We start from the raw sequence: 20,541 nt of genomic DNA on the forward strand, positions 1-20,541 counted from the left end.
CGTTCTAAACTTCGTATCACAAAATACACAAATATCATTAAAAGTACATAGCTTTGTGCCCATGCCAAATGAACAAATTTCAGTTTTCGATATTTTTAAAATAGGGATTGGTCCCTCAAGCTCACACACTTTGGGCCCTTGGAGAGCCGCACAACAATTTACTTCATCTCTAAAAAGAGAAGGCTTATTAAACGAGGTTGAGCAGGTAAAAATATTACTTTATGGCTCTTTAGCCAAAACTGGAAAAGGACACGGAACAGATATTGCTATTTTATTAGGTTTAGCCGGCGGAGATCCTGTAACCTTCGATGTAAATGCGATCGACAGTACAGTTGCAGAAATAAAAACAAGTCAGAAGTTGTTGTTAGGTGGTGAAGAAAACATCAATTTTTCATATCATGATGATTTGATTTTCCTTTTTATGGAAAGTTTGCCTTTCCATCCCAACGCAGTTACTTTTCAAGCTTTTTTAAATACTGGCAAAGCCTTTTCTGAAACTTATTATTCTATTGGTGGTGGTTTTGTTGTTAAGGATGGAGAAAATGGTAGTGAAAAAGAACAAGTAGACCTTCCTTTTCCTGTAGAAAAAGCAAGCGAACTTTTACACTGGTGTTTATCTACTGGCTTAAAAGTGAGTGAAGTAGTGATGGAAAATGAAGCTGCTTGGCGACCAGAAGCAGAAACTAAAAAAGGCATTCTAAAACATTTTCAAGTGATTAAGGAATGTATTTATCGCGGTAGCCATACAGGTGGTTTTTTACCTGGTGGATTAGATGTTGCCCGAAGGGCATTAAAATTAAATCAACGTTTAATTAAAGGTCAAACTTACACAGATTACGACTCTTGGGTTGCAGCCATTAGAAACGGAGGCAATGGTTTCAATTATATTTTAGACTGGGTAAGTTGTTTTGCTTTGGCAGTAAACGAAGAAAACGCCGCTTTTGGAAGAGTGGTTACCGCACCAACAAATGGTGCTGCTGGCGTAATTCCTGCTGTTTTACAATATTTTATTACCTTTTGCGATGGTTATGATGAAGATAAGATCATTCAGTTTATTGCTTGTGCATCTGAAGTTGGTAGTATCTTTAAAAAAGGCGCAACTATTTCTGCAGCGATGGGTGGTTGTCAGGCTGAGATTGGCGTTTCATCTGCAATGGCTGCTGCAGCTTTAACAGAAGTTTTAGGTGGCTCACAGCGTCAGGTTTTAATGGCTGCAGAAATAGCAATGGAACATCATTTAGGCTTAACCTGCGACCCAATTGGCGGCTTAGTTCAAATTCCTTGCATAGAACGTAATACCATGGGTGCCATTAAGGCGATAACCGCAAGTCAATTGGCGTTACAAAGTAATCCTGATAAGGCAAAAGTAAGTTTAGATGCCGTAGTAAATACGATGTGGGAAACCGCTTTGGATATGAACTCTAAATACAAAGAAACTTCTGATGGTGGCTTGGCAACCAATATCCCATTGAGTTTGCCGGAGTGTTAATTTGGTTCATTAGGTTAAGCGATCTATCTTTTAGAGCTCGAACTAGTAAATTTCTCCCAATCGGAATCATAAATTGATATTAAACCAATCCAGAATAAGTTAAAACCAGCCACCAAGTCCCGGTAGTTAAAAAGGACAATACAATGCCAATTCCAACCACTAAATTAGATACTTTTGGATTGAGGTTATATTGATCTGCCACTAAGCCTGCAGTTAATAAAGTTGGCATTGCCATCTCAAAAATGGTAATTTTGGTAATTATCCCTGTTAAGCCAAATATCAATGCTATAATTAGAACAAGCATCGGTGCAAGTATTAACTTGTATATTAAAGCAATGCTGATGTATTTCAATTCAGAAAACCAGCCACCAAATTTTAATTGTAAACCGATAGAAAATAATGCCAGAGGACCAACAGTTCCTGCTAATTTATCGAACAAAGGATCCAGTACTGAGACATCAAGAAATCTGGGTAAAACTAAAGCTAACACACAGCCTATAAACGGAGGAAAAGTCAATACTTTTTTTACCACCAGCCCAACATTTAATTTCTGGTCTTGTGAAGATTTTATGGCTACAATAATACCAATTGTAGAAAGCAAGGTAAAAGTAATCTGATCACAAATGATGGCAATCGCTAACTCCTTTTCACTAAAATAGGCCATTATTAATGGAAACCCAATAAATGAAGTGTTACTCAATGAACTAGTCAGCTTCATGCCTCCAGCAGTTGCTAAACTCATTTTAGGATTTATCCTTTTATAAAATGTGATGTATAGCCAACCAAAAAGCCAAACAAAAATAGGTGCAAGTATCGGTAGCAACAATTCTCTCGTAAAAGTTATATGCGGTAAATATTTAAAAGATACTGCTGGCAAAGCGATATAAATAATCCAAGCATTTATTCCTTTGTGCGCATCTTTTGGCAAGACTTTATTCTTTCTGAAAAGAATCCCTGCAATAATGCATAAGCCTATAAGAATAAAGTTTGCCATATCATCCGCAAATATAGGGTAATTGTCATTCTGTGTAAAATGAAGGATTGTGTTTTATTCAAACCATAGGTCTTTATTTCCTTTCTACATGAAAATTCTACACAATCTTAGAAACCCAAAACACCTTAAAAAAATATCCTTACTTTTAAGAATGACGAAATACTCTTTATTATTTATTGTTGTCATTTTTTTTGGATGCCAACTTAAAGAAACAAAAACAGTTGAACATGGCAATGCAAGCTTGGTGTTTGACTTTGATGAAGTTGTACATTATCAAACTGACATAACAGACAGTCAGCTAAGAGATCTTTTTCAAAAGGAAGAAAAAAAATTGGAAGTAAAACAATTTGAGGATATTCTTACTAGCGAAGGCCCAGAAAAAATTAGTGATAAAAATTTTATAGTTGACATCAATCTAAATTATCCTCTAAAAACCAAAATAGAGAACAGATATTTTAATTTAATAAAAGACTTTTACACAGTTAGACCTCATAGAGAAGTTGAGGTAAATGCTTGTGCTCCAATTTATCGCGACATTTTAATTTTTAAGAAGAAAGGTAAAATCTTAGGAGTTTCAAAAATCTGCTTTCAATGTGGTATTCAACAAACCATTGGAAGTTTAAAAAACACTGAAAATTTAGCTCAAAATGGAGATTGGAATGAGCTAAAACGAGCATTAAAAATCAAGGAAGATATTAATTCCAAAAAGATTGAAAACCAAACATTACTTTATGATACTTTAGAATTTAATAAAGACATGAAAGGAAAATTGCTTTCTGAAAAATTTAAATCAAGTCAAAGTGAACTGGGATTTTATGAAAAGTTCATTAAAAATGCAAATGTCAACAAGGAAATAACAATCTCAGAAAAACATACGAAGACCAAAATAAAATATCTGGGTAAAATAGTAGACCTTAAAACTCACAGTTCATATCATATTATCACAAATTTTTCGATAATGGGAATTGGGCAAATGTTATCTCCAAGAGGTAGAAGCGAGGTTGCATTTGTAGATGAAACTCAAAACACGATTATCATTTATAATTTTACAATGCCTGATGAATTACCAAAGTCAATAATGAATAATGCCCTTTACTTCAAGTATGAAAAAACTAATATTGGCATTTTTATATCAGGTGGACTTCCTTATGAATTATGTATTCCTGAAATTGGTTGTAATTGAGATCTCCAACACCTTTTTACACTCAACCTCAATTAAATCTGTTGCCTAGCCTTTATCGCCAAGTATCTATTCACCACATTTACAGTTAAATTTTGCGGTGGGGTTAACATACTTAAAATACCGTGTTTAGTTAATTCTTTAACCATCAATTTCTTTTCAAAGGCAAATTTTTCTGCGATGGTTTTAATGTAAATGCCTTCTACATTTTCTGCGGGTTTTTCGCTTAAAGATTTTAAGGTAGTATTTTCAAAAAACACTACTAGTAACAAATGGAATTTGGCAATACGTTTTAAAAATGGAAGCTGCCTTTCTAAAGCACTCATACTTTCGAAATTCGTAAAAAAAACAACCAGGCTCCTTTGCTTTAACGTTGCCCTAATGCTAATGTACAAAGCTTCCATATCTGCTTCTAGATAACGCGTTTTTTCTTTGTACAACACATCCATGATTTTGTTCAGTTGCATTGGTCGACGGTCGGCAGGCACAATACTTCCCGTTTTTTCTGCGATGGTAATCAGCCCCGCTTTATCTTCTTTAATTAGTGCCACACTACTTAAAATCAAACTGGCATTAATGGCATAATCGAGCAAACTTAAACCTTCAAAAGGCATTTTCATTGCCCTAGATTTATCAATTACACAATAAACATGTTGTGCTTTTTCGTCGGTATAAGAATTAACCATTAAATCGCCTTTGCGAGCTGTGGCTTTCCAATTGATGGTTCGATAATCATCTCCTGGAACATAATTTTTAACTTGGTCAAATTCCATGCTATGACCAACCCTTCTCATTTTTTTAATCCCGATATCGGTTAAACGATTAGAAACAGCCATCAATTCGTATTGCCTCATCTTTAAAAAAGACGGATAAACTGGAACGATTTTATCGCCAGTAATGTTAAATCTTCGGCTCACTAATTTTAATGGCGATTGAACATATAACCTGGTTAAGCCAAAATCATATTCTCCACGTTTGGTTGGACGCAATAAATAACTGATCGACTTTTGCTCACGACTCGCTAAACTAGTGGTAAACCATAAATCACGTTTTTGAAATTGGAAAGGAATTTCATCAATAATCCCAATACTAACAGGAAAACCATAGAAATTCTCTAGATAGATTTTAAGTTCATTATCATCGCCATTACTTAAACGCTCAGGTACTTCTCGCCTTAAAAAAACACCTCTTTCGGTTAGGTATAAAAGCAATAAATCAACAAAAACTAAAGCCATTAAAACTGCAAACACGAAGTAAGGCAAGTCGCCTAAAATTGGTATAAAGAAAGAAAATAAAAACAGTGTTACACATACACCAATGGCGATGAATAATCTTGTGCCTAAAAATAGGTCTGTATAATATTTTCTAAAAAAGTTCTTCATTCTTTCATTTTTCGTCATATCGACAGAGCGCAGCGACGAGATATCTGTTTTATAAATACCCTTTAAATTAGGCAGTGGTTAAGACAGTAGAGATTTCTCCCTGAGGTCGAAATGACGATATCTTTCTACCTCGGTACCTCTATCTTTTTAATAATCTGTGCTACAACATCGCTTGTTGTTAAACCTTCCATTTCCTTTTCAGGACTTAACATAATTCTATGCGCTAAAACTGGCGCAGCAACTTTAATAATGTCATCAGGCGTTACAAAATCCCTACCTGCCATTGCAGCAATTGCTTTTGCACCATTAATCATTGCCAAAGAAGCTCTTGGTGAAGCACCCAAATACAACGATTTATTGTTACGTGTTTCGTGAGTTATCTGCGCTGCATAGGCCAATAATTTAGGCTCTACAAACAATGCCTTAATTGTTGCCCTTAATGATTTGATTTGCTCAATTGATAGAACTGCTATAATCTCATTTAATTGGTCGACAGTTTTTAGCTGGTGCTGATTGGTTAAAATCTCAATCTCCTCTTCCAATGTTGGGTATTTAACTTCAATCTTGAATAGAAAACGATCTAACTGAGCTTCTGGCAAACGGTAAGTTCCTTCTTGCTCAATTGGGTTTTGAGTTGCCAACACCATAAACGGCTCTTCCAAAATATAGGTGTGTCCATCTACCGTAATTTGTCGTTCTTCCATTGCCTCAAATAAAGCAGATTGAGTTTTTGCTGGTGCACGATTAATCTCATCTACCAAAATGATATTACCAAAAATCGGCCCTCTCCTAAATTGAAATTCTGCTGTTTTCGGACTAAACACTGCTGTACCTAAAACATCAGAAGGCATTAAATCTGGTGTAAATTGTATCCTAGAAAATGTTGCTGAAATACATTTGGCAACCAACTTGGCACTTAATGTTTTTGCAACTCCTGGTACTCCTTCCAATAACAAATGACCATCCGCCAGTAAGCCAGCAATTAGCAAATCTATTGTATCTTTCTGACCAACAATAACTTTTCCCAATGATTGCTTTATTTGCTCTACAGCAGCATTCAATTGTGTTAAATCGGTTCTTTGATTAAACATTTCCTGTTCCATATTTATTGGTCTTGTTTATAAAATTGTTCAATTATTTTGTTTAACATGATCAGCTGTTGGTCCCTAACCATACCACCTGCGTTAAGGTAAATTATTTCAGTAAAGAGCTCTTCTATCACTTCCTCAGTTGCTCCAGAAACTCTAATTAATGTTTCCTTAAATTCTTGGTTAATATTGATGGTTTTTAACCTGTATTTACTACGAATATATTCCATCAAATAAATCACCTTTTTCTCAGCAATATCTCTATTATTTCGCTGTTGATAATAAACCCTACCAACAACACTAACAAATTCAACCGAGGTATTTTTTAACCTATCAATTACTGGAATAACTCTTTGTCGCCTTTTAATTTCAAAAAGCACAAACACAACTAAACTTAGCAAAGCGATGTAATACGCCCAACGCAATTGATCGTACTCGAAAAACACCCTTAAAACCGATTTATTTTGAGAAGCAGGACGCGTAAAATGTTCATCCCAAATTAAATTTTTCGTCTTTGGCAAATAAGAAAGTGCTTTTGAGGCATAGTCCAAGCCATCCTCTCTGAGCAAACTATAGTTAGTTAGCAACTCTGGATTTGGCAATATAAATAAGGAACCACTTCCATATTTATATTGAATAAAATTGGCAAATTTCTTTTCTTTTTGCCCCAGAACAATGGCTCTAGAAGAATCCACTTCGTGAAAATACTGCTCGCTAATCCCCTTATCAAAGTAATAATCGTATTCTCTGTTTAAACTAGGATTAACAAAATTGATTGGGTATTTTCTCTTATTCTGGAAGTTAAAATTAGAAGTAATATTGATTTTTAAAGTATCGACCAACATCCCTTGAATATTAGAAGCTGCAATGAAAATATTATTTCCAGCTTCCATGTATTTTACCATTTCTTGGTAATCGAGTTTGTCTACTTTTAAGTTAGATGCGATAATGAAATAATTAGATTTTCCTTCAGGTCTCCCTTTAATGTTGCTGTAAACCTCGTTGTCTACAGTTTTTACTTGAACACCCGGAAATAAATCGCCAATTCTTTGACGCAAAATATAGGTGCCAAATGGAATTTTATCTGCACTTAAATAAGATGGCGACCAATCTGTTGGTTTTGGTTTAAAATATTGTGCAACAAAATAAATGACCAATAAGATACTTCCAAAAACTAAATATTTCCTGAATCCTTTCATTTTGTAGATTGGTTAAAAGATTGAAAAGATTCGTTAATTGGTTCGAAAGTGTGCTTATCGATAAAAAATTCTCCGTACCAAATGTATTCGAATTGATTGGTTAGACTGGTGAATTCGCTTTTATAGTTTTCATTGGTCAATTCTGCAACATAGGTTTGATTGGTTTTTTCTAATTTCCAATCTATTAAATTTCTATCGGTTAAATGTTTTAAGGTTCTTAGGTATAAAAGCCTCACCGCCAATCGGTAATTGCCATTTTCAATGGCTTGTTCTAATTGACTATCAAAATCTATTTCGTGAATGTTCTCCAAACTCTCTTCATAAGGAACTTCCACTCCTTTAGACTTTTTTGTTAGCAGTTTCAAATCCAAGCCAATTATTTTGATGACCGCATAAACAACTCCAACAACCAGCAAGGCAATCAGCAGATATTTAATAATTCCTCCAGAAACTTCCCCATTTAACAACCTACCTAACAATCGCCAAAACCAACGCCAAAATTTATCCCACATACTCATGCTGGCCGGCGCAACATCATCGTAAATAAACTCCTTTTGTTTGCTGTAATTATTAACCGCTTGTTCATCTACAGTTCTTAATTCAACCTTAGAACTATCTATTTTTAATACCAAAGGTTTCTTAACTACTTTAGGTTTGATGACAGTTTTTGCAACTGGTTTTTGCAAAGCCGTAGCTTGGGCATTAAAGGCCCCTATAAAAAGCAAGAAAAAAACCAGTAGTAAACGCATGCTAATATTCTTCTGGAGTTGAGTTTTCTGGTGCTGCAGTTTGACCTAAACTTTCTATTCTGCTCAATAATCCAGTGTTTTCTTTACGTTCTACCAAGTTGAAATAAATAAACGTTGTGCCTATGATTGGAATAACCATAAAAACTTGTGAAAGTTGTTGCGCTAATGAAGTAACAATGGCGTAAGTTTTAGTAATTGGTTGCTCAACATGAGTAAAGGCACTTGCCATGGCAATAATCATTGCTGGCACTTGAATAACATAAGAGCAAGCAGCTGCAATAATTCCTATTACAATCATTGTAGCAGCAGTAATCCACCACTCGTCAGCTACCAATTTAAAACAACGATTAAAAGAATAGCCTAAGCCAGCATTCTCTATCACCATAATTGGATAGAAAAGTGAAACCGCCGGAAAAACCCAAATACCTGGAACCAAACATAGGATAAAACAAACAATTAAAAACGCTGTCATTAATATTCCACTTCCCATAACTCTAAAAAAGTAAAACTTATAGTAAGCCCAAACTTCATCTACCGTTGGTGCCACATTACCTTTTTGAATATAAATAGAAATATAACTTAATACGGTTACATAAAATGATGTATAACTGCAAACCATAAATATGATAACGAATAAGTAACCCAAGCTAAAATTATAAAGCATTGCAAATGGACTATTTATCGTCCCTCTTTTTATACCTTCCATTGCGCCAACAATTTGCAATTGTGCCATAATAGAGCTAATTAAACCAGCGATTAGAAAGAGACCACAAAGGTATAGCACCGCTGTCATTAGCGGCTTAAAATTCTGCTTTATAAATAAAAAGGTATCACTTATGATTTCTCCGAATTCTCTTCTTTTTTTAAACTCTACTTTGTTTTCCATTTTAAATGTTTTGAGTGCGTTTATGCAATTGTATTGGGTAGATGATGACATACCAAACCATAAAAAACAATGAACTGCCTAGTATGGCAACGCTTAAATATATGGGCATTTCAGTGTGTCTGGTAATATAGCTTTCAAAAAATGCCGCTAATAAAATAATAGGTACAATGCCAATTGCAATTTTTGTGGCATCTTTTGCACTATTTCTAAAAGCAACCAGCCTTGTATATGTTCTAGGAAAAAGTAAACCATGACCTAAAACCAAACCTGCGCCACCAGCAATAATTATAGAAAGAATTTCTAAGGTTCCGTGTATCCAAATCACTAAAATAGATTGTGTACCCAAACCTTTACTGAAGAAATAATATTCAAAAGCGCCAAGCATTATTCCGTTTCGTAACATCATAAAAACTGGACCGATAGAAAACAATGCACCGCTAACTACAGTAAGCAATGTTACCCAAACGTTGTTACTTGCTATTTGAAAGAACATCTCTAATTCACCTTGCTTTTTGTAAACTCCAAATGGGTCGCCTTTGGCAATATTATCATTGGTCATATTTACATAACGGTCGCCTAAGATTAACCTTAAAAAGGTATCATCATATTTTGCCGAAATGGCACCAATACTGGCTGAGATGATAAAAAAGATAAATGAATATAAAAGCTGCTTTCTGTATTTATAAAAAACCAAAGGCAATTCATGTTTCCAAAACTTAATGAAACGACCAGTTTCTTCTTTTTTGTTTTTATAAATGGCTTGATGTAAAACTGAAGCAATGCCGTTTAAATAGGCTGTAGTTTGAGACTTTGGATAAAAAGTTTTTGCGTAAGCTAAATCATTGGTAATATCTATAAAACGATGGGCTAATTCATCAGGATTTTCCGTACGCAAAGCTTCATAACTCTTCCATTTTTCAGAATTCTGCTTCACAAACAGCGCCTCTCTCATAAATAAATTACCCAGTTTAAATTTCCGTTAAAATAAAACAAAATTTCTATTAGTCAATAAAAAAAATCCTTATTATTGAGACTATGGAAACCGTTAAAGTAAATACCAGTCAGCATGTAGATATAGATTATCCAGTAGCCGGATTAGGCGAACGTGTTGGTGCCAGATTAATTGACCTTGCCCTGCTGATTTTTGTGCTGATTACTTTTATGATTATCTTCTCTATGACAGGAATGTTAGATGGAAATGAAATGACCATGATAGTTTTACTTGTTATTTATGGCGCTGGTTTTGTGTTCTACGATTTACTTTGCGAAATCTTTATGAATGGCCAAAGTGTGGGCAAAAGGCTATTAAAAATTAAGGTCATCAGCCTTGATGGCTCGCAACCAACCTTAGGTCAGTACTTTATGAGATGGCTTTTTAGAATTATTGATTTTACGCTTACCTCTCAAGTTGGTGCATTGATATGCGTAGCAGTTACCGAAAACAAACAACGTATTGGAGATATTGTGGCCGGAACAACTTTAATTAAAACAGTGCCAAGAACCAATATTGGTCACATTGCTTTTCATCCAGTAGCCGATGAGTATGTAACCACTTTTGATAACGTTCATCAATTAACAGATAGAGATATTGAATTGATCCATGAAGTTTTAAATACTTACTATAAAACTTTTAATGCCGATTTAATTTACCAAATGGCAAGCAAGGTTTCTAGCTTGTTAACTATTACTATACCAGAAGGCATGAATGAAATGGATTTCTTGAAAACAATTATCACTGATTATAGCCATATTACTTCTAGAGCAGTTTAAGATATTTACAATGATTTTTTTGCGGTCAATAACACTGCGGCCTATTCACCATACCAGAGGGACGCACGCCATCTGTTGCTATCAATAGAATATTTGTTGAAGCAACTCCAGAACCTACGAGAATAATTAGGATATAGCTGTTATTTAATGTAATTGCTGAGTTGCTACTTTATAGATGTAATTGGTTAAAATGATAAATCCCACTGCTAAATAAACCAACTTTAATATTTTCGAATTTCTATCCCATTTAAAAACATAACTCGAGACGCCTATTAAAACACCTAATAAGAAAGGGACGGCAGGGGGATAAAGATGAAAGCTTTTCTCGAAATCGCCTTGTATTAGAGCCAAAATAGAGCGCTGAAAACCACACCCCGGACAATCTAAATGGGTAAGGTATTTAAATGGACAGGGTATTAAAAAACTATCGGCTTTGCTTATTACAAAAGACAAAGCCGATAATATATAAATTGATAATAGTTGCAAAATTATTTACGCTTCTGGAGTTGCTGGTGGCTGATTAAAAGGGTCGTTTGGATTAAAAGGATTTTTTCCAAAACCTGTTTGAGCTTCGGCAGCCGATGGGCCAACGTATTTAGCGCTTCCAAATCCTAAAATTGGCCAAAAGATAAACGGTAAAAGAAGCATGCCAACCGTAAAGCCCTCTTCCTTACCGAAACTTTTACTTACTAAGTTAATTAACCAAACAGAAAATACAATGTTCACACAAGGAATCAAACACCACAAGATCCAAATTGTTGGTTTCCCTACAATTTCAATCATAATCAGGGTATTGTAAATTGGGATAATTGCTGCCCATCCTGGTTTCCCAGCCTTTTCGAACACTTTCCACATAGAAGCAACCATAAGTACAAGGATTGCTAAATAGATAACAATGAAGGTTATACCAATACCCGCTAAGATACCAGTACCTTCCGAAGAATAACTTGATGAATAATCCATAATGTTTTTTGTTTAGTTTATTAGGTTTTAATTTTCAGTTATAATAAAAGTATAACATTTAAATTAAAAAAGAATGTTAATTAGATAAACATTGTCAAATGCAATATGGCTAAGGACTTCTCGCTACAATTTGTCGTACCCTAATTGATTTTCATTTTTGGCCATACACAGTACGTATGCCTTTTTATATCGCTTAACCTAGAGCCAATCCTTAGTCAATACTCCCTTAGTCTTAACAGGGTCTTTAATCGTATGTTCGTCTTAGCAAAACCGCGTCTAGTCCGCGTGTAACGTGGTCTAGACGCGGATTTATATTGTACTTGTTGCGGATTAGATAGGTCGATGAATGGGAGTGAGCTCGAATGGGTACTACCTAACCCATAGCTGAGCACTCAATTATCCTTAAATAATTAGTGAACATTAAACTTCCTTTATTTCAGGAATTAAAGAAATCGTCGTGAATTGTTGGGATCTAAGGAGCTTAATTTGTAAGGATTAAATTGTTTGCTTTGTGGAGGCATTAAATAGGCACTTGCCTTACTACCTATATGAACTTCAACATAAAGTAAAAAACCTACAAGTTTTTTTTTAAAAGTTCTAAAATGAATGTACTATTTTAACGAAGAAACAATCTTCGGAAATAATGCGGTAGCCCACTCACTGTACATTTTACCAGAGGGATGCAAGCCATCTTTAGCGATAAGAGAAACGTCTGTTAGAGCAAGCCTTGAACCTGGGGTAATGTCTGTATAGCTAATACCCATCGCCAAAGTTTCTTCTTTATTGATGGCGTTAAAAGCATCAATCTGTTTTGAGATTATTTCAATGTCCTTACCGCTATTCTTTCCAAATGGAGTAACTCCCCAATCGGGTATAGAAACTACAAAAACCCTACTTTTATTTCCCTTTGCAAAACTTAAAGCGGTTTGCAATAGGTCCTTAACCTCTTTACGATAAGTGGTTTCAGGATATCCTCTATATTGATTATTAACACCAATAAGCAAAGTAACCACATCATAAGTTTGGCTAATATTTTCTGCTTTTATGGCTGCTTGCAGTTCATCAGTTGTCCATCCTGTTTTGGCAATAATTTTCGGGGCACCAAAGCTAAACCCTTGTCCTTTTAATTGCGAAACTAATTGATAAGGAAAAGATTCTTGCGCTGTAACTGCTTCTCCAATGGTATATGAATCGCCAAGAGCGAGGTAAGTTAAGAAATTTGAATTATTAATAGGTTTGGTTATCATATGCTGTGTTGCACTTTTTTCACAACCCAATAATAAGCATAAAGAAAAAAGAATAAAGTGAAATTTCATCTTTTAACTTACGAGAAAAAATAAAGTGGAGATGTTAGCTTATCTAAGCTTCTGTTGATTAAATTAATTGCATTCTAAATAGTTCTGCAATATGATTTTTCAATTTGCCTTTAACCTCTTCCATATCCAATGCCCTGCCTAACTCTCTTTGCATAGAGGTTACATCCTTATCGTCTATACCGCAAGGCACAATGTTTTTGAAATAATCTAAATCTACATTTACATTAAATGCAAAGCCATGCATGGTAACCCATCTACTGCAACGAACACCCATTGCGCAAATTTTACGAGCTTTTCCGTTATCAGCATCTAACCATACACCAGTATAACCTTCATATCTTCCTGCGGTTATATCATAATCTGCTAAAGTTAAAATTACAGCTTCTTCAAGCGTTCTTAAATACAAGTGTATATCTGTAAAGAAATTATCAAGGTCTAATATTGGATAACCAACAATTTGGCCAGGGCCATGATAAGTAATGTCGCCTCCACGATTGATTTTATAATAAGTAGCTTTTTTCTCTATTAAGCCTTGCTCATCCAATAATAAATTCTCTGGATGACCACTTTTACCTAAAGTATAAACGTGTGGATGTTCGTTAAAAATGAGGTAATTTGGTGTTTCAAGTGTTAAATTTTCAGTCCTATTTTTAGATTTAATTGCAACAGTTTTAGTCAGAATTTCCTCTTGCCTATTCCAAGCATCCTGATAATCTGTTAAACCCCAATCTATAAACTCAACCTCTTTATTCATCTCTTAAGCTACAACGTAACCTAGCATGTAGCCATCGCTAGTTTTAAAATAATTAACTGTCAACTCCCTACTTCCCTCAGGCAACTCTACCGTGGCTTGTAAAGAACCTTCATCTTTTAACTTAAATGGTTTAATATGGATGTGCTGTTTAAATTCTAGACCTTTTTTCCCATACCATTTATAAATGGCCTCTTTGGCACACCAACTCACATATAAACCATTCGTGTTATCGCCTATTTGCTTTTGGGCTAATTCTATATCCGATAAAAATTTATGCTTAATGCTTTTAATTTTCATTTTGATCAACTCAATATCAACACCTACTTTTTTATCCCGGCTGATAATAACCGCAGCATAATCAAAAGAGTGACTTAAAGAAATATGTGTTTCAGAGTTTACCAAATAGGGTTTACCATGATCGTCCATCTGGCAATCGATATAATCCGAAGTATTCAACATCGTTCTCAATAACAACCGTGTACTAAGCCAATGTAATGCTCTTTTCCCGTTACTTAAGGATTCTATTACATCCAATTCATGCTGTTTTAATTGCAAACCTGAAAGTAATTGTTCTTCAGTCTCATCAATCTTCCATACAGAAAGCATGGTCTGATCATCAATATTTTTACTAAAAACTACTGGCATCTCTTATTTAGAAAATCAATACAAAAGTATCTTAAATTAATCATAATTTAGTCCAAAATTTTCGTAAAATGATCCTCTCTGATAAACGTATACTAGATGAAATTGATAAGGGCACTATCATTATAGAACCTTTTAACATCGAATGCCTTGGCACTAACTCTTACGATGTGCATTTAGGCAAATATTTAGCTACTTACAAAGATCGGGTTTTAGATGCAAAAGCACATAACAAGATAGATCATTTCGAAATTCCAAAAGATGGTTTTGTACTACAACCTGGAACTTTATACCTAGGCGTAACATTAGAATACACCGAAACACACGCACATGTCCCTTTTTTAGAAGGCAAAAGCAGTACTGGTCGTTTAGGAATAGACATTCACGCAACTGCGGGAAAAGGCGATGTTGGTTTTTGCAATACCTGGACTTTAGAAATATCATGTGCACAACCTGTACGTATTTACGCTGGAATGCCAATTGGCCAGTTAATATATTTTGCTGTTGATGGTAATATCGAAAATATGTACAATACTAAAAGCGATGCCAAATACAATAACAAAACTACAAAACCGGTAGAAAGTATGATGTTTAAAAACAGCTTTTAAAAAATCAACTAACTTTTTAATTCATTAATTATAATAAAGCCTTAGGTTTTTGTAACTTAAGGCTTTATTATAATAGCCAAATGAAAAAAAAGTTAATCATCCTTTCTGTTGCACTGCTCTCTATCCTTAGTTTTTCTGCTTTTATCACAGATGACGACCCAATAACAGCTCTTTTAAAAAAACTAGATGAATTTTCATCAAAATATGCGCAAGAAAAAGTTTATCTACACTTAGACAAACCTTATTATGCAATAGGTGATAACATTTGGTTTAAAGCCTACATTATTAACTCTAAAACGTCAGCGCCTTCAACACTGAGTAAAATTCTTTATGTTGAGTTAATTAATGAGAAAGATTCTATTAAGAAGCAGCTTAAATTACCTATGGAAAGTGGGATTACAGCTGGAGATTTTAAGCTTACAGATTCATTAAGTGAGGGGAACTATAGAATTAGAGCTTATACACAATACATGCGTAACGCTGGTCCTGAATTCTTTTATGACAAAACCATCAAAATTGGTAACTCTTGGGCAAACAAAGTGTTTACTAAAACCAATAATGTTTTAAGCACCGAAGGAACTGCTGAGAAAGTAGCCACAACAATATCGTTTACAAGTAAAGATGGGGTGCCCTACATTAGTTCAAATGTTACTTATGAAGTGCAATTGAGCAATAGAAGCGTAGCAAAGGGGAAAGGTGTTACAAATTCCAAAGGAGAAATAGTTGTAAATTATACTAATACTCAACCAGATGTTTATAAGTCAGGAAAAATCATAGCCACAATAACCTTAGAGAACAACAAAAAAATTGTTAAAATAATCCCTGTTAAAACTACATCTTCAAATATTGATGTTCAGTTTTTTCCAGAAGGAGGAGGATTGGTTGAAGGATTACCGACAAAAGTTGCCATAAAAGCCGTTAACAGTAATGGCTTAGGCCAAGACATAACTGGTAAAATAATTGATAATGAAGGCACAGAAATTTTAAGTTTCGAAACCACTTACTTAGGTATGGGTTCTTTAATACTAAATCCATTACCAGGAAAAATATATAGCGCTAAAGTGAAATTTGCAAATGGTAACGAGAAAACAATCCCATTACCTAAACCCGCACCTTCAGGATATGTACTTTCGGTAAACAACACAGATACATCAAAAATAGCTGTTAAGGTATATCTATCTCCAGACTTGATAAATAAAGGGGAACTAAGTTTGGTTGGCCAGCATAATGGAAGTGTTTATTTTTCAACTAGAATTCCAACAGGAAAACAACTTGTATCTGTTTCCATTCCAAAAAATGAATTTCCTTCGGGCATTGTTCAAATTACCTTATTCTCACCAGAAAATTTACCAGTTTGCGAACGTTTGGCTTTCATTAATAATGCTATCGATAAAATTGATGTAAACGTTCAGAATTTAAATGCCAACTATGGCAAAAGAGCGAACGTAAGTGCAGATTTAATGGCCACCAATGTAGGAAAGCCACTTCAAGGCAGCTTCTCAATCTCAGTTACCAATACAGCAGCAGTAACTCCAGATTTAGAAAATGAAAGTAATATCTTAACTAGTTTGTTATTAACATCAGACTTGGTTGGTTATGTAGAAAAACCTAACCATTATTTTTTAGATAATACTATGAAAACTAGAATAGAGTTAGATAACCTATTACTTACACAAGGCTGGAGAAAGATAAACTGGAAGAATGTGGCAAGTGGTCAATTTCCAGCCATCACTTATCAGCCTGAAAAGGGTATGAACATTAGTGGTACCATTACAAAGGGCGGCAAACCAGTAGCTAATGGCAAAGTTGCTTTGTTTTCTAACTCAGGAGGTTTTTTCGCCACAGATACGGTAAGTGATGCAAATGGTCGTTTCAACTTTAAAGACATCATTTTTGGTGATAGCGTGAAGTTTATTGTTCAGGCAAGAACGAGCAAAGAAAACAAAAACGTTGAAATAAATCTAGATGTACAGCCCGCACAAATTGTAACAGTTAACAAAAACACCGGAGATATTGAGGTTAATGTTAATGAATCGATGATGGAATACCTTAATCAGAGTGATAAATATTTCAACGAACAAGTAAAAAGAGGTTTATTAAATCGCACCATTTTGTTAGATGAGGTTAAGATTGTAGAGAAGAAAAATCCTGCTCCAAACTCTTCAAATTTAAACGGTGCAGGGCGGGCAGATTTTATTGTAACGGCTAAAGATTTAGAAACAGCTTTTTCTCTTTCACAATACATACAAGGTAGAATTGCAGGCGTAACTGTAACTAATGGTCAAGCATTTTCAATGAGAGCTGGTGGGAGAAGCCCGATGGCTATTGTTTTAGACGGAATGAATATGGGTGGCGAATTCAATATGGATGATATTCCAGTAAACGATATTGAATCGGTTGAAGTTTTAAAACCCGGTGCAAATACTGCCATTTATGGCTCAAATGGTGGTAGTGGAGTTTTGGTTATTACCACTAAAAGAGGTGCAGGAACAGAAAGTAACTATAATAGATATTCTCCTGGAATTGTAACTTATTCGCCAAAAGGCTACTATCCAATGAGAGAGTTTTATTCTCCAAAATATACTGCAACACCAGACCCAAAGCCAGACTTTAGATCAACTGTTTATTGGAATCCTCATTTAGTTACTGATCCTACTGGAAAAGCAAACTTAAATTATTTCAATACTGATCAAGCAGGGACATACAGAATTGTAATTGAAGGAATAGATGTTGAAGGAAATTTGGCTAGAAAAGTGGTGACTTACAAAGTTAATTAAAAATGAAAAAAAAGATTGTCATTTGCTTAATATGCACGTTAAGTCTATTTAGTTTTTCGGCATTTATTATCGATGATGATCCTATAACTGCTCTTCTTAAAAAATTAGAAGAGTTTACGAAAAAATTTCCTCAAGAAAAAGTCTATCTCCATTTAGATAAGCCTTACTACGCTATAGGCGATGATATTTGGTTTAAGGCTTATGTAATTGACAGTAAAACATCTGAACCAACTTCAATCAGCAACATTTTGTATATTGATTTAATTAATGAAAAAGATTCATTGACGAAGCAATTGAAGTTACAGATGATTTCTGGAATTGCGTGGGGTGATTTTAAACTGTCAGATTCGCTAGCAGAAGGTAATTATAGAATAAGAGCGTATACACAGTGGATGCGAAACGCAGGATCTGATTTCTTTTTCGATAAAAACATCAAAATAGGCAATAGCTGGGCGAATAAGGTTTTTACCAAAACCAATAATTCGTATAGTGTAGACAATAATATTGAAAAGCTAAAAAGTACAATACAATTTACAAATAAAACCGGAAGGCCTTATAATAATGCGGTTGTTGCTTTTGAAACACGATTAAATAATACAGTTGGTAGCAAGGGTAATACGATAACCAATGCAAATGGAGAGATTACCATCGAAACCATAAACAAGGAACTCAGCGTTAAAAAAACTGGACTTATAAAAACAACGGTTTCTATGCCTGATGGCTCTAAAGTTATCAATACAATCCCTATTAAATCTGTTTCAACTGCTGTTGACGTTCAATTTTTTCCTGAGGGCGGAAGATTGATTGAAGGACTCCCCTGTAAGGTGGCCTTTAAAGCGATTAATAACAACGGTATTGGAGAAAATGTTAGCGGGGTAATTATAGATAATGAAGGACTGGAAGTTTTAACTTTCGAGTCTACCTATTTGGGAATGGGTTCCTTTTCTCTTAATCCATCAGCAGGAAAAATCTACATTGCAAAAATAAAGCTGGCAAATGGCATGGAGAGAATAATTAAGCTTCCAGTAGCAGAAGATGGCGGTTACACATTTTCAGTAAACAACCTTGATACTGCAAAAGCATCCGTAAAGGTTATGCTTACTGAAAATCTATTAAATAAAGGAGAATTGAGTTTAATTGCTCAGCACAACGGAGAAGTGTTAACGACAACAAAAATTTCAACCACAAAACAAATCTCTACAGTTGTTTTACCGAAAGCAAAATTTCCTTCGGGGATCATTCAACTTACGCTCTTCTCGCCAGAAAATTTACCTGTTAGCGAACGGATAATCTTTGTAAATAACTCAAGTGATAAGATCAACTTAAGTCTTAATAATTTTAAGTCAGTTTACACAAAAAAGGGGAATGTAAATTTTGATATAGTTAGCTCAAATAATAACCAACCTGTTCAAGGTAGTTTTTCTATAGCCATTACAAACTCAGAGGTTATAGCAACAGACTTAGATAACGAATCCAATATACTAACTAGCCTACTGCTTACCTCAGACCTTAAAGGCTTTGTAGAAAAACCAAATCATTACTTTTTAAATAAAGAAAACACAACAGCAATAGAGCTAGATAATTTATTACTTACCCAAGGATGGAGAAAGATAGATTGGAATGAAATAAATAGCCCCCCATTACCTGCAACAGGTTTTCCAGCAGAAAAAAACATGAGTATTAGTGGCTTGGTAACAACTAATGGTAATAAGCCTGTAGTTAATGGAAAAATAACTTTACTCTCTACATCTAAGGGAATGGTAATGGCTAGTACAGCAACTAATGAAATGGGTCGTTTCATTTTTGATGAAGTTAGTTTCGGAGACAGTATCAAATTTATGTTGCAGGCCAGTAATAAGGAAGGGAAAAAAGACGTTAAAATCGCCTTAGACAAGTTTCATGAGCAACCTATAAATAGAAATGTAAAAATTGGGGACATTGAGGTTAATGTGAATACATCAATGATGAAATACCTAATGGAGAGCGGTGATTATTTTGACGAGCAATATAAAAAGGGTTTCTTAAATAGGACAAATCAACTCAAGACTGTAAATATTGTAAAGAAAATTGACAAAAAAGATAGCGCTTCAGTCAATAGTTCAAATTACAATGGCCGGGGCAATGCCGATAAGATTATTACCGCAAAGGATCTCGAGAACTCATTTTCGTTAGCACAATATATCGCACAAGGAAGAATTATGGGTGTTGCAGATAGCTCAGGTTATCCATTTTCTACCAGATTGCCCATAGGGTCCTCAAAAGTACCGGGTGAACTTCCAGATGTAAAATTGTTGGCAGTTTCACTTGACGGGATGCTGCTTGGAAATTTCTCATTAGATGATATACCTATTGGTGAGATAGAAAGTGTTGAAGTGTTGCAATCAGCTGGATACATTGCTGCTTACGGTTCCGTTGGACAGAATGGCCTGCTCATCATTACCACAAAACGAGGAAAAGGAAGAAAAATGTCTGAAATTAATGCCCCAGGAATTACCATTTTTACTCCAAAAGGTTATGATACAACTAGACAATTCTATTCCCCCAAATATGACACAAATCCTGATAAAAACCCTGACTTACGCACAACTATTCTTTGGAACCCAAATGTTGTAACAGATGCTACCGGAAAGGCAAATATCAATTACTATAACACAGATAGAGCAGGCAACTATAGAATAGTAATCGAAGGGATAGATGTTGAAGGAAATTTGGCTAGAAAAGTAATAACTTATCAAGTGAATTAA

18 protein-coding genes are annotated in these 20,541 nt (G+C 34.7%); 6 read left to right on the forward strand and 12 right to left on the reverse strand.

What is annotated here, in order from left to right:
• Positions 1 to 61 precede the first annotated feature (61 nt).
• Positions 62 to 1,489, forward strand: coding sequence for an L-serine ammonia-lyase (locus EZ428_RS01010; protein WP_131551251.1), 1,428 nt, complete (start codon positions 62 to 64; stop codon positions 1,487 to 1,489).
• Positions 1,490 to 1,568: 79 nt separating this feature from the next.
• Here the strand turns inward: EZ428_RS01010 and EZ428_RS01015 are convergent, their stop codons facing one another.
• Positions 1,569 to 2,483 (reverse strand): AEC family transporter, encoded by a 915-nt coding sequence (locus EZ428_RS01015; RefSeq protein WP_131551252.1) that lies wholly within the window; start codon positions 2,481 to 2,483, stop codon positions 1,569 to 1,571.
• Between the two features lie 88 nt (positions 2,484 to 2,571).
• On the opposite strand from EZ428_RS01015, the gene EZ428_RS01020 reads away from it, so the two are divergent.
• Positions 2,572 to 3,666 (forward strand): hypothetical protein, encoded by a 1,095-nt coding sequence (locus EZ428_RS01020; protein WP_131551253.1) that lies wholly within the window; start codon positions 2,572 to 2,574, stop codon positions 3,664 to 3,666.
• Between the two features lie 32 nt (positions 3,667 to 3,698).
• Here the strand turns inward: EZ428_RS01020 and EZ428_RS01025 are convergent, their stop codons facing one another.
• The 6 genes from EZ428_RS01025 to EZ428_RS01050 all read right to left on the reverse strand — a co-directional run bounded on the left by EZ428_RS01025 (position 3,699) and on the right by EZ428_RS01050 (position 9,919).
• A complete protein-coding gene (locus tag EZ428_RS01025) occupies positions 3,699 to 5,045 on the reverse strand; it encodes a DUF58 domain-containing protein (RefSeq protein ID WP_131551254.1) in 1,347 nt (448 codons plus the stop codon).
• A gap of 125 nt (positions 5,046 to 5,170) precedes the next feature.
• On the reverse strand, positions 5,171 to 6,148 hold the full coding sequence (locus EZ428_RS01030) for an AAA family ATPase (protein WP_131551255.1): 978 nt from the start codon (positions 6,146 to 6,148) through the stop codon (positions 5,171 to 5,173).
• 2 nt (positions 6,149 to 6,150) lie between these two features.
• Complete coding sequence (locus tag EZ428_RS01035) at positions 6,151 to 7,332, reverse strand: DUF4350 domain-containing protein (protein ID WP_131551256.1); 1,182 nt, start codon at positions 7,330 to 7,332, stop codon at positions 6,151 to 6,153.
• Complete coding sequence (locus EZ428_RS01040) at positions 7,329 to 8,081, reverse strand: DUF4129 domain-containing protein (protein WP_131551257.1); 753 nt, start codon at positions 8,079 to 8,081, stop codon at positions 7,329 to 7,331. Before EZ428_RS01040 ends, EZ428_RS01035 begins: the two co-directional genes overlap by 4 nt.
• A gap of 1 nt (position 8,082) precedes the next feature.
• A complete protein-coding gene (locus EZ428_RS01045; protein ID WP_131551258.1) occupies positions 8,083 to 8,967 on the reverse strand; it encodes a hypothetical protein in 885 nt (294 codons plus the stop codon).
• A 1-nt stretch (position 8,968) separates the two neighbouring features.
• Positions 8,969 to 9,919, reverse strand: a complete 951-nt coding sequence (locus EZ428_RS01050) for a stage II sporulation protein M (RefSeq protein ID WP_131551259.1) — start codon at positions 9,917 to 9,919, stop codon at positions 8,969 to 8,971.
• Positions 9,920 to 10,002: 83 nt separating this feature from the next.
• Here EZ428_RS01050 and EZ428_RS01055 point away from each other — a divergent pair, with 83 nt between their 5' ends.
• Positions 10,003 to 10,737, forward strand: coding sequence for an RDD family protein (locus EZ428_RS01055; RefSeq protein ID WP_131551260.1), 735 nt, complete (start codon positions 10,003 to 10,005; stop codon positions 10,735 to 10,737).
• A gap of 144 nt (positions 10,738 to 10,881) precedes the next feature.
• Here EZ428_RS01055 and EZ428_RS24325 read toward each other — a convergent pair whose 3' ends face one another.
• The 5 genes from EZ428_RS24325 to EZ428_RS01080 form a co-directional block, all read right to left on the reverse strand.
• Entirely contained in the window at positions 10,882 to 11,223 is a 342-nt protein-coding gene (locus EZ428_RS24325; protein ID WP_394343153.1) for a DUF2752 domain-containing protein, read from the reverse strand.
• Positions 11,224 to 11,229: 6 nt separating this feature from the next.
• Entirely contained in the window at positions 11,230 to 11,700 is a 471-nt protein-coding gene (locus EZ428_RS01065; protein ID WP_131551261.1) for a DUF5684 domain-containing protein, read from the reverse strand.
• Between the two features lie 611 nt (positions 11,701 to 12,311).
• Positions 12,312 to 13,016, reverse strand: a complete 705-nt coding sequence (locus tag EZ428_RS01070) for an SGNH/GDSL hydrolase family protein (RefSeq protein ID WP_131551262.1) — start codon at positions 13,014 to 13,016, stop codon at positions 12,312 to 12,314.
• A gap of 58 nt (positions 13,017 to 13,074) precedes the next feature.
• The gene (lipB, locus tag EZ428_RS01075) at positions 13,075 to 13,770 is read right to left on the reverse strand and encodes a lipoyl(octanoyl) transferase LipB (protein WP_131551263.1); all 696 of its coding nucleotides are present in this window, start codon (positions 13,768 to 13,770) and stop codon (positions 13,075 to 13,077) included.
• 3 nt (positions 13,771 to 13,773) lie between these two features.
• Positions 13,774 to 14,415 (reverse strand): 4'-phosphopantetheinyl transferase family protein, encoded by a 642-nt coding sequence (locus tag EZ428_RS01080; RefSeq protein ID WP_131551264.1) that lies wholly within the window; start codon positions 14,413 to 14,415, stop codon positions 13,774 to 13,776.
• Between the two features lie 68 nt (positions 14,416 to 14,483).
• Between EZ428_RS01080 and dcd the strand changes: the two genes are divergently transcribed.
• From dcd to EZ428_RS01095, 3 genes are all read left to right on the forward strand, one after another.
• Positions 14,484 to 15,020 carry a dCTP deaminase gene (gene dcd, locus EZ428_RS01085; protein WP_131551265.1) on the forward strand — a complete coding sequence of 179 codons (537 nt, stop codon included), beginning with the start codon at positions 14,484 to 14,486 and terminating at the stop codon, positions 15,018 to 15,020.
• 80 nt (positions 15,021 to 15,100) lie between these two features.
• Entirely contained in the window at positions 15,101 to 17,797 is a 2,697-nt protein-coding gene (locus EZ428_RS01090; RefSeq protein ID WP_131551266.1) for a carboxypeptidase-like regulatory domain-containing protein, read from the forward strand.
• Between the two features lie 2 nt (positions 17,798 to 17,799).
• Entirely contained in the window at positions 17,800 to 20,541 is a 2,742-nt protein-coding gene (locus EZ428_RS01095; RefSeq protein ID WP_131551267.1) for a carboxypeptidase-like regulatory domain-containing protein, read from the forward strand.

This window comes from Pedobacter frigiditerrae (assembly GCF_004331645.1).
Classification (GTDB): Bacteria; Bacteroidota; Bacteroidia; order Sphingobacteriales; family Sphingobacteriaceae; genus Pedobacter; species Pedobacter frigiditerrae.

Coding starts and splice junctions, on each gene's coding strand:
- EZ428_RS01010 (WP_131551251.1), top strand. CDS start 62: ATGCCAAATGAACAAATTTCAGTTTTCGATATTTTTAAAATAGGGATT.
- EZ428_RS01015 (WP_131551252.1), bottom strand. CDS start 2,483: ATGGCAAACTTTATTCTTATAGGCTTATGCATTATTGCAGGGATTCTT.
- EZ428_RS01020 (WP_131551253.1), top strand. CDS start 2,572: ATGAAAATTCTACACAATCTTAGAAACCCAAAACACCTTAAAAAAATA.
- EZ428_RS01025 (WP_131551254.1), bottom strand. CDS start 5,045: ATGAAGAACTTTTTTAGAAAATATTATACAGACCTATTTTTAGGCACA.
- EZ428_RS01030 (WP_131551255.1), bottom strand. CDS start 6,148: ATGGAACAGGAAATGTTTAATCAAAGAACCGATTTAACACAATTGAAT.
- EZ428_RS01035 (WP_131551256.1), bottom strand. CDS start 7,332: ATGAAAGGATTCAGGAAATATTTAGTTTTTGGAAGTATCTTATTGGTC.
- EZ428_RS01040 (WP_131551257.1), bottom strand. CDS start 8,081: ATGCGTTTACTACTGGTTTTTTTCTTGCTTTTTATAGGGGCCTTTAAT.
- EZ428_RS01045 (WP_131551258.1), bottom strand. CDS start 8,967: ATGGAAAACAAAGTAGAGTTTAAAAAAAGAAGAGAATTCGGAGAAATC.
- EZ428_RS01050 (WP_131551259.1), bottom strand. CDS start 9,919: ATGAGAGAGGCGCTGTTTGTGAAGCAGAATTCTGAAAAATGGAAGAGT.
- EZ428_RS01055 (WP_131551260.1), top strand. CDS start 10,003: ATGGAAACCGTTAAAGTAAATACCAGTCAGCATGTAGATATAGATTAT.
- EZ428_RS01065 (WP_131551261.1), bottom strand. CDS start 11,700: ATGGATTATTCATCAAGTTATTCTTCGGAAGGTACTGGTATCTTAGCG.
- EZ428_RS01070 (WP_131551262.1), bottom strand. CDS start 13,016: ATGAAATTTCACTTTATTCTTTTTTCTTTATGCTTATTATTGGGTTGT.
- lipB (WP_131551263.1), bottom strand. CDS start 13,770: ATGAATAAAGAGGTTGAGTTTATAGATTGGGGTTTAACAGATTATCAG.
- EZ428_RS01080 (WP_131551264.1), bottom strand. CDS start 14,415: ATGCCAGTAGTTTTTAGTAAAAATATTGATGATCAGACCATGCTTTCT.
- dcd (WP_131551265.1), top strand. CDS start 14,484: ATGATCCTCTCTGATAAACGTATACTAGATGAAATTGATAAGGGCACT.
- EZ428_RS01090 (WP_131551266.1), top strand. CDS start 15,101: ATGAAAAAAAAGTTAATCATCCTTTCTGTTGCACTGCTCTCTATCCTT.
- EZ428_RS01095 (WP_131551267.1), top strand. CDS start 17,800: ATGAAAAAAAAGATTGTCATTTGCTTAATATGCACGTTAAGTCTATTT.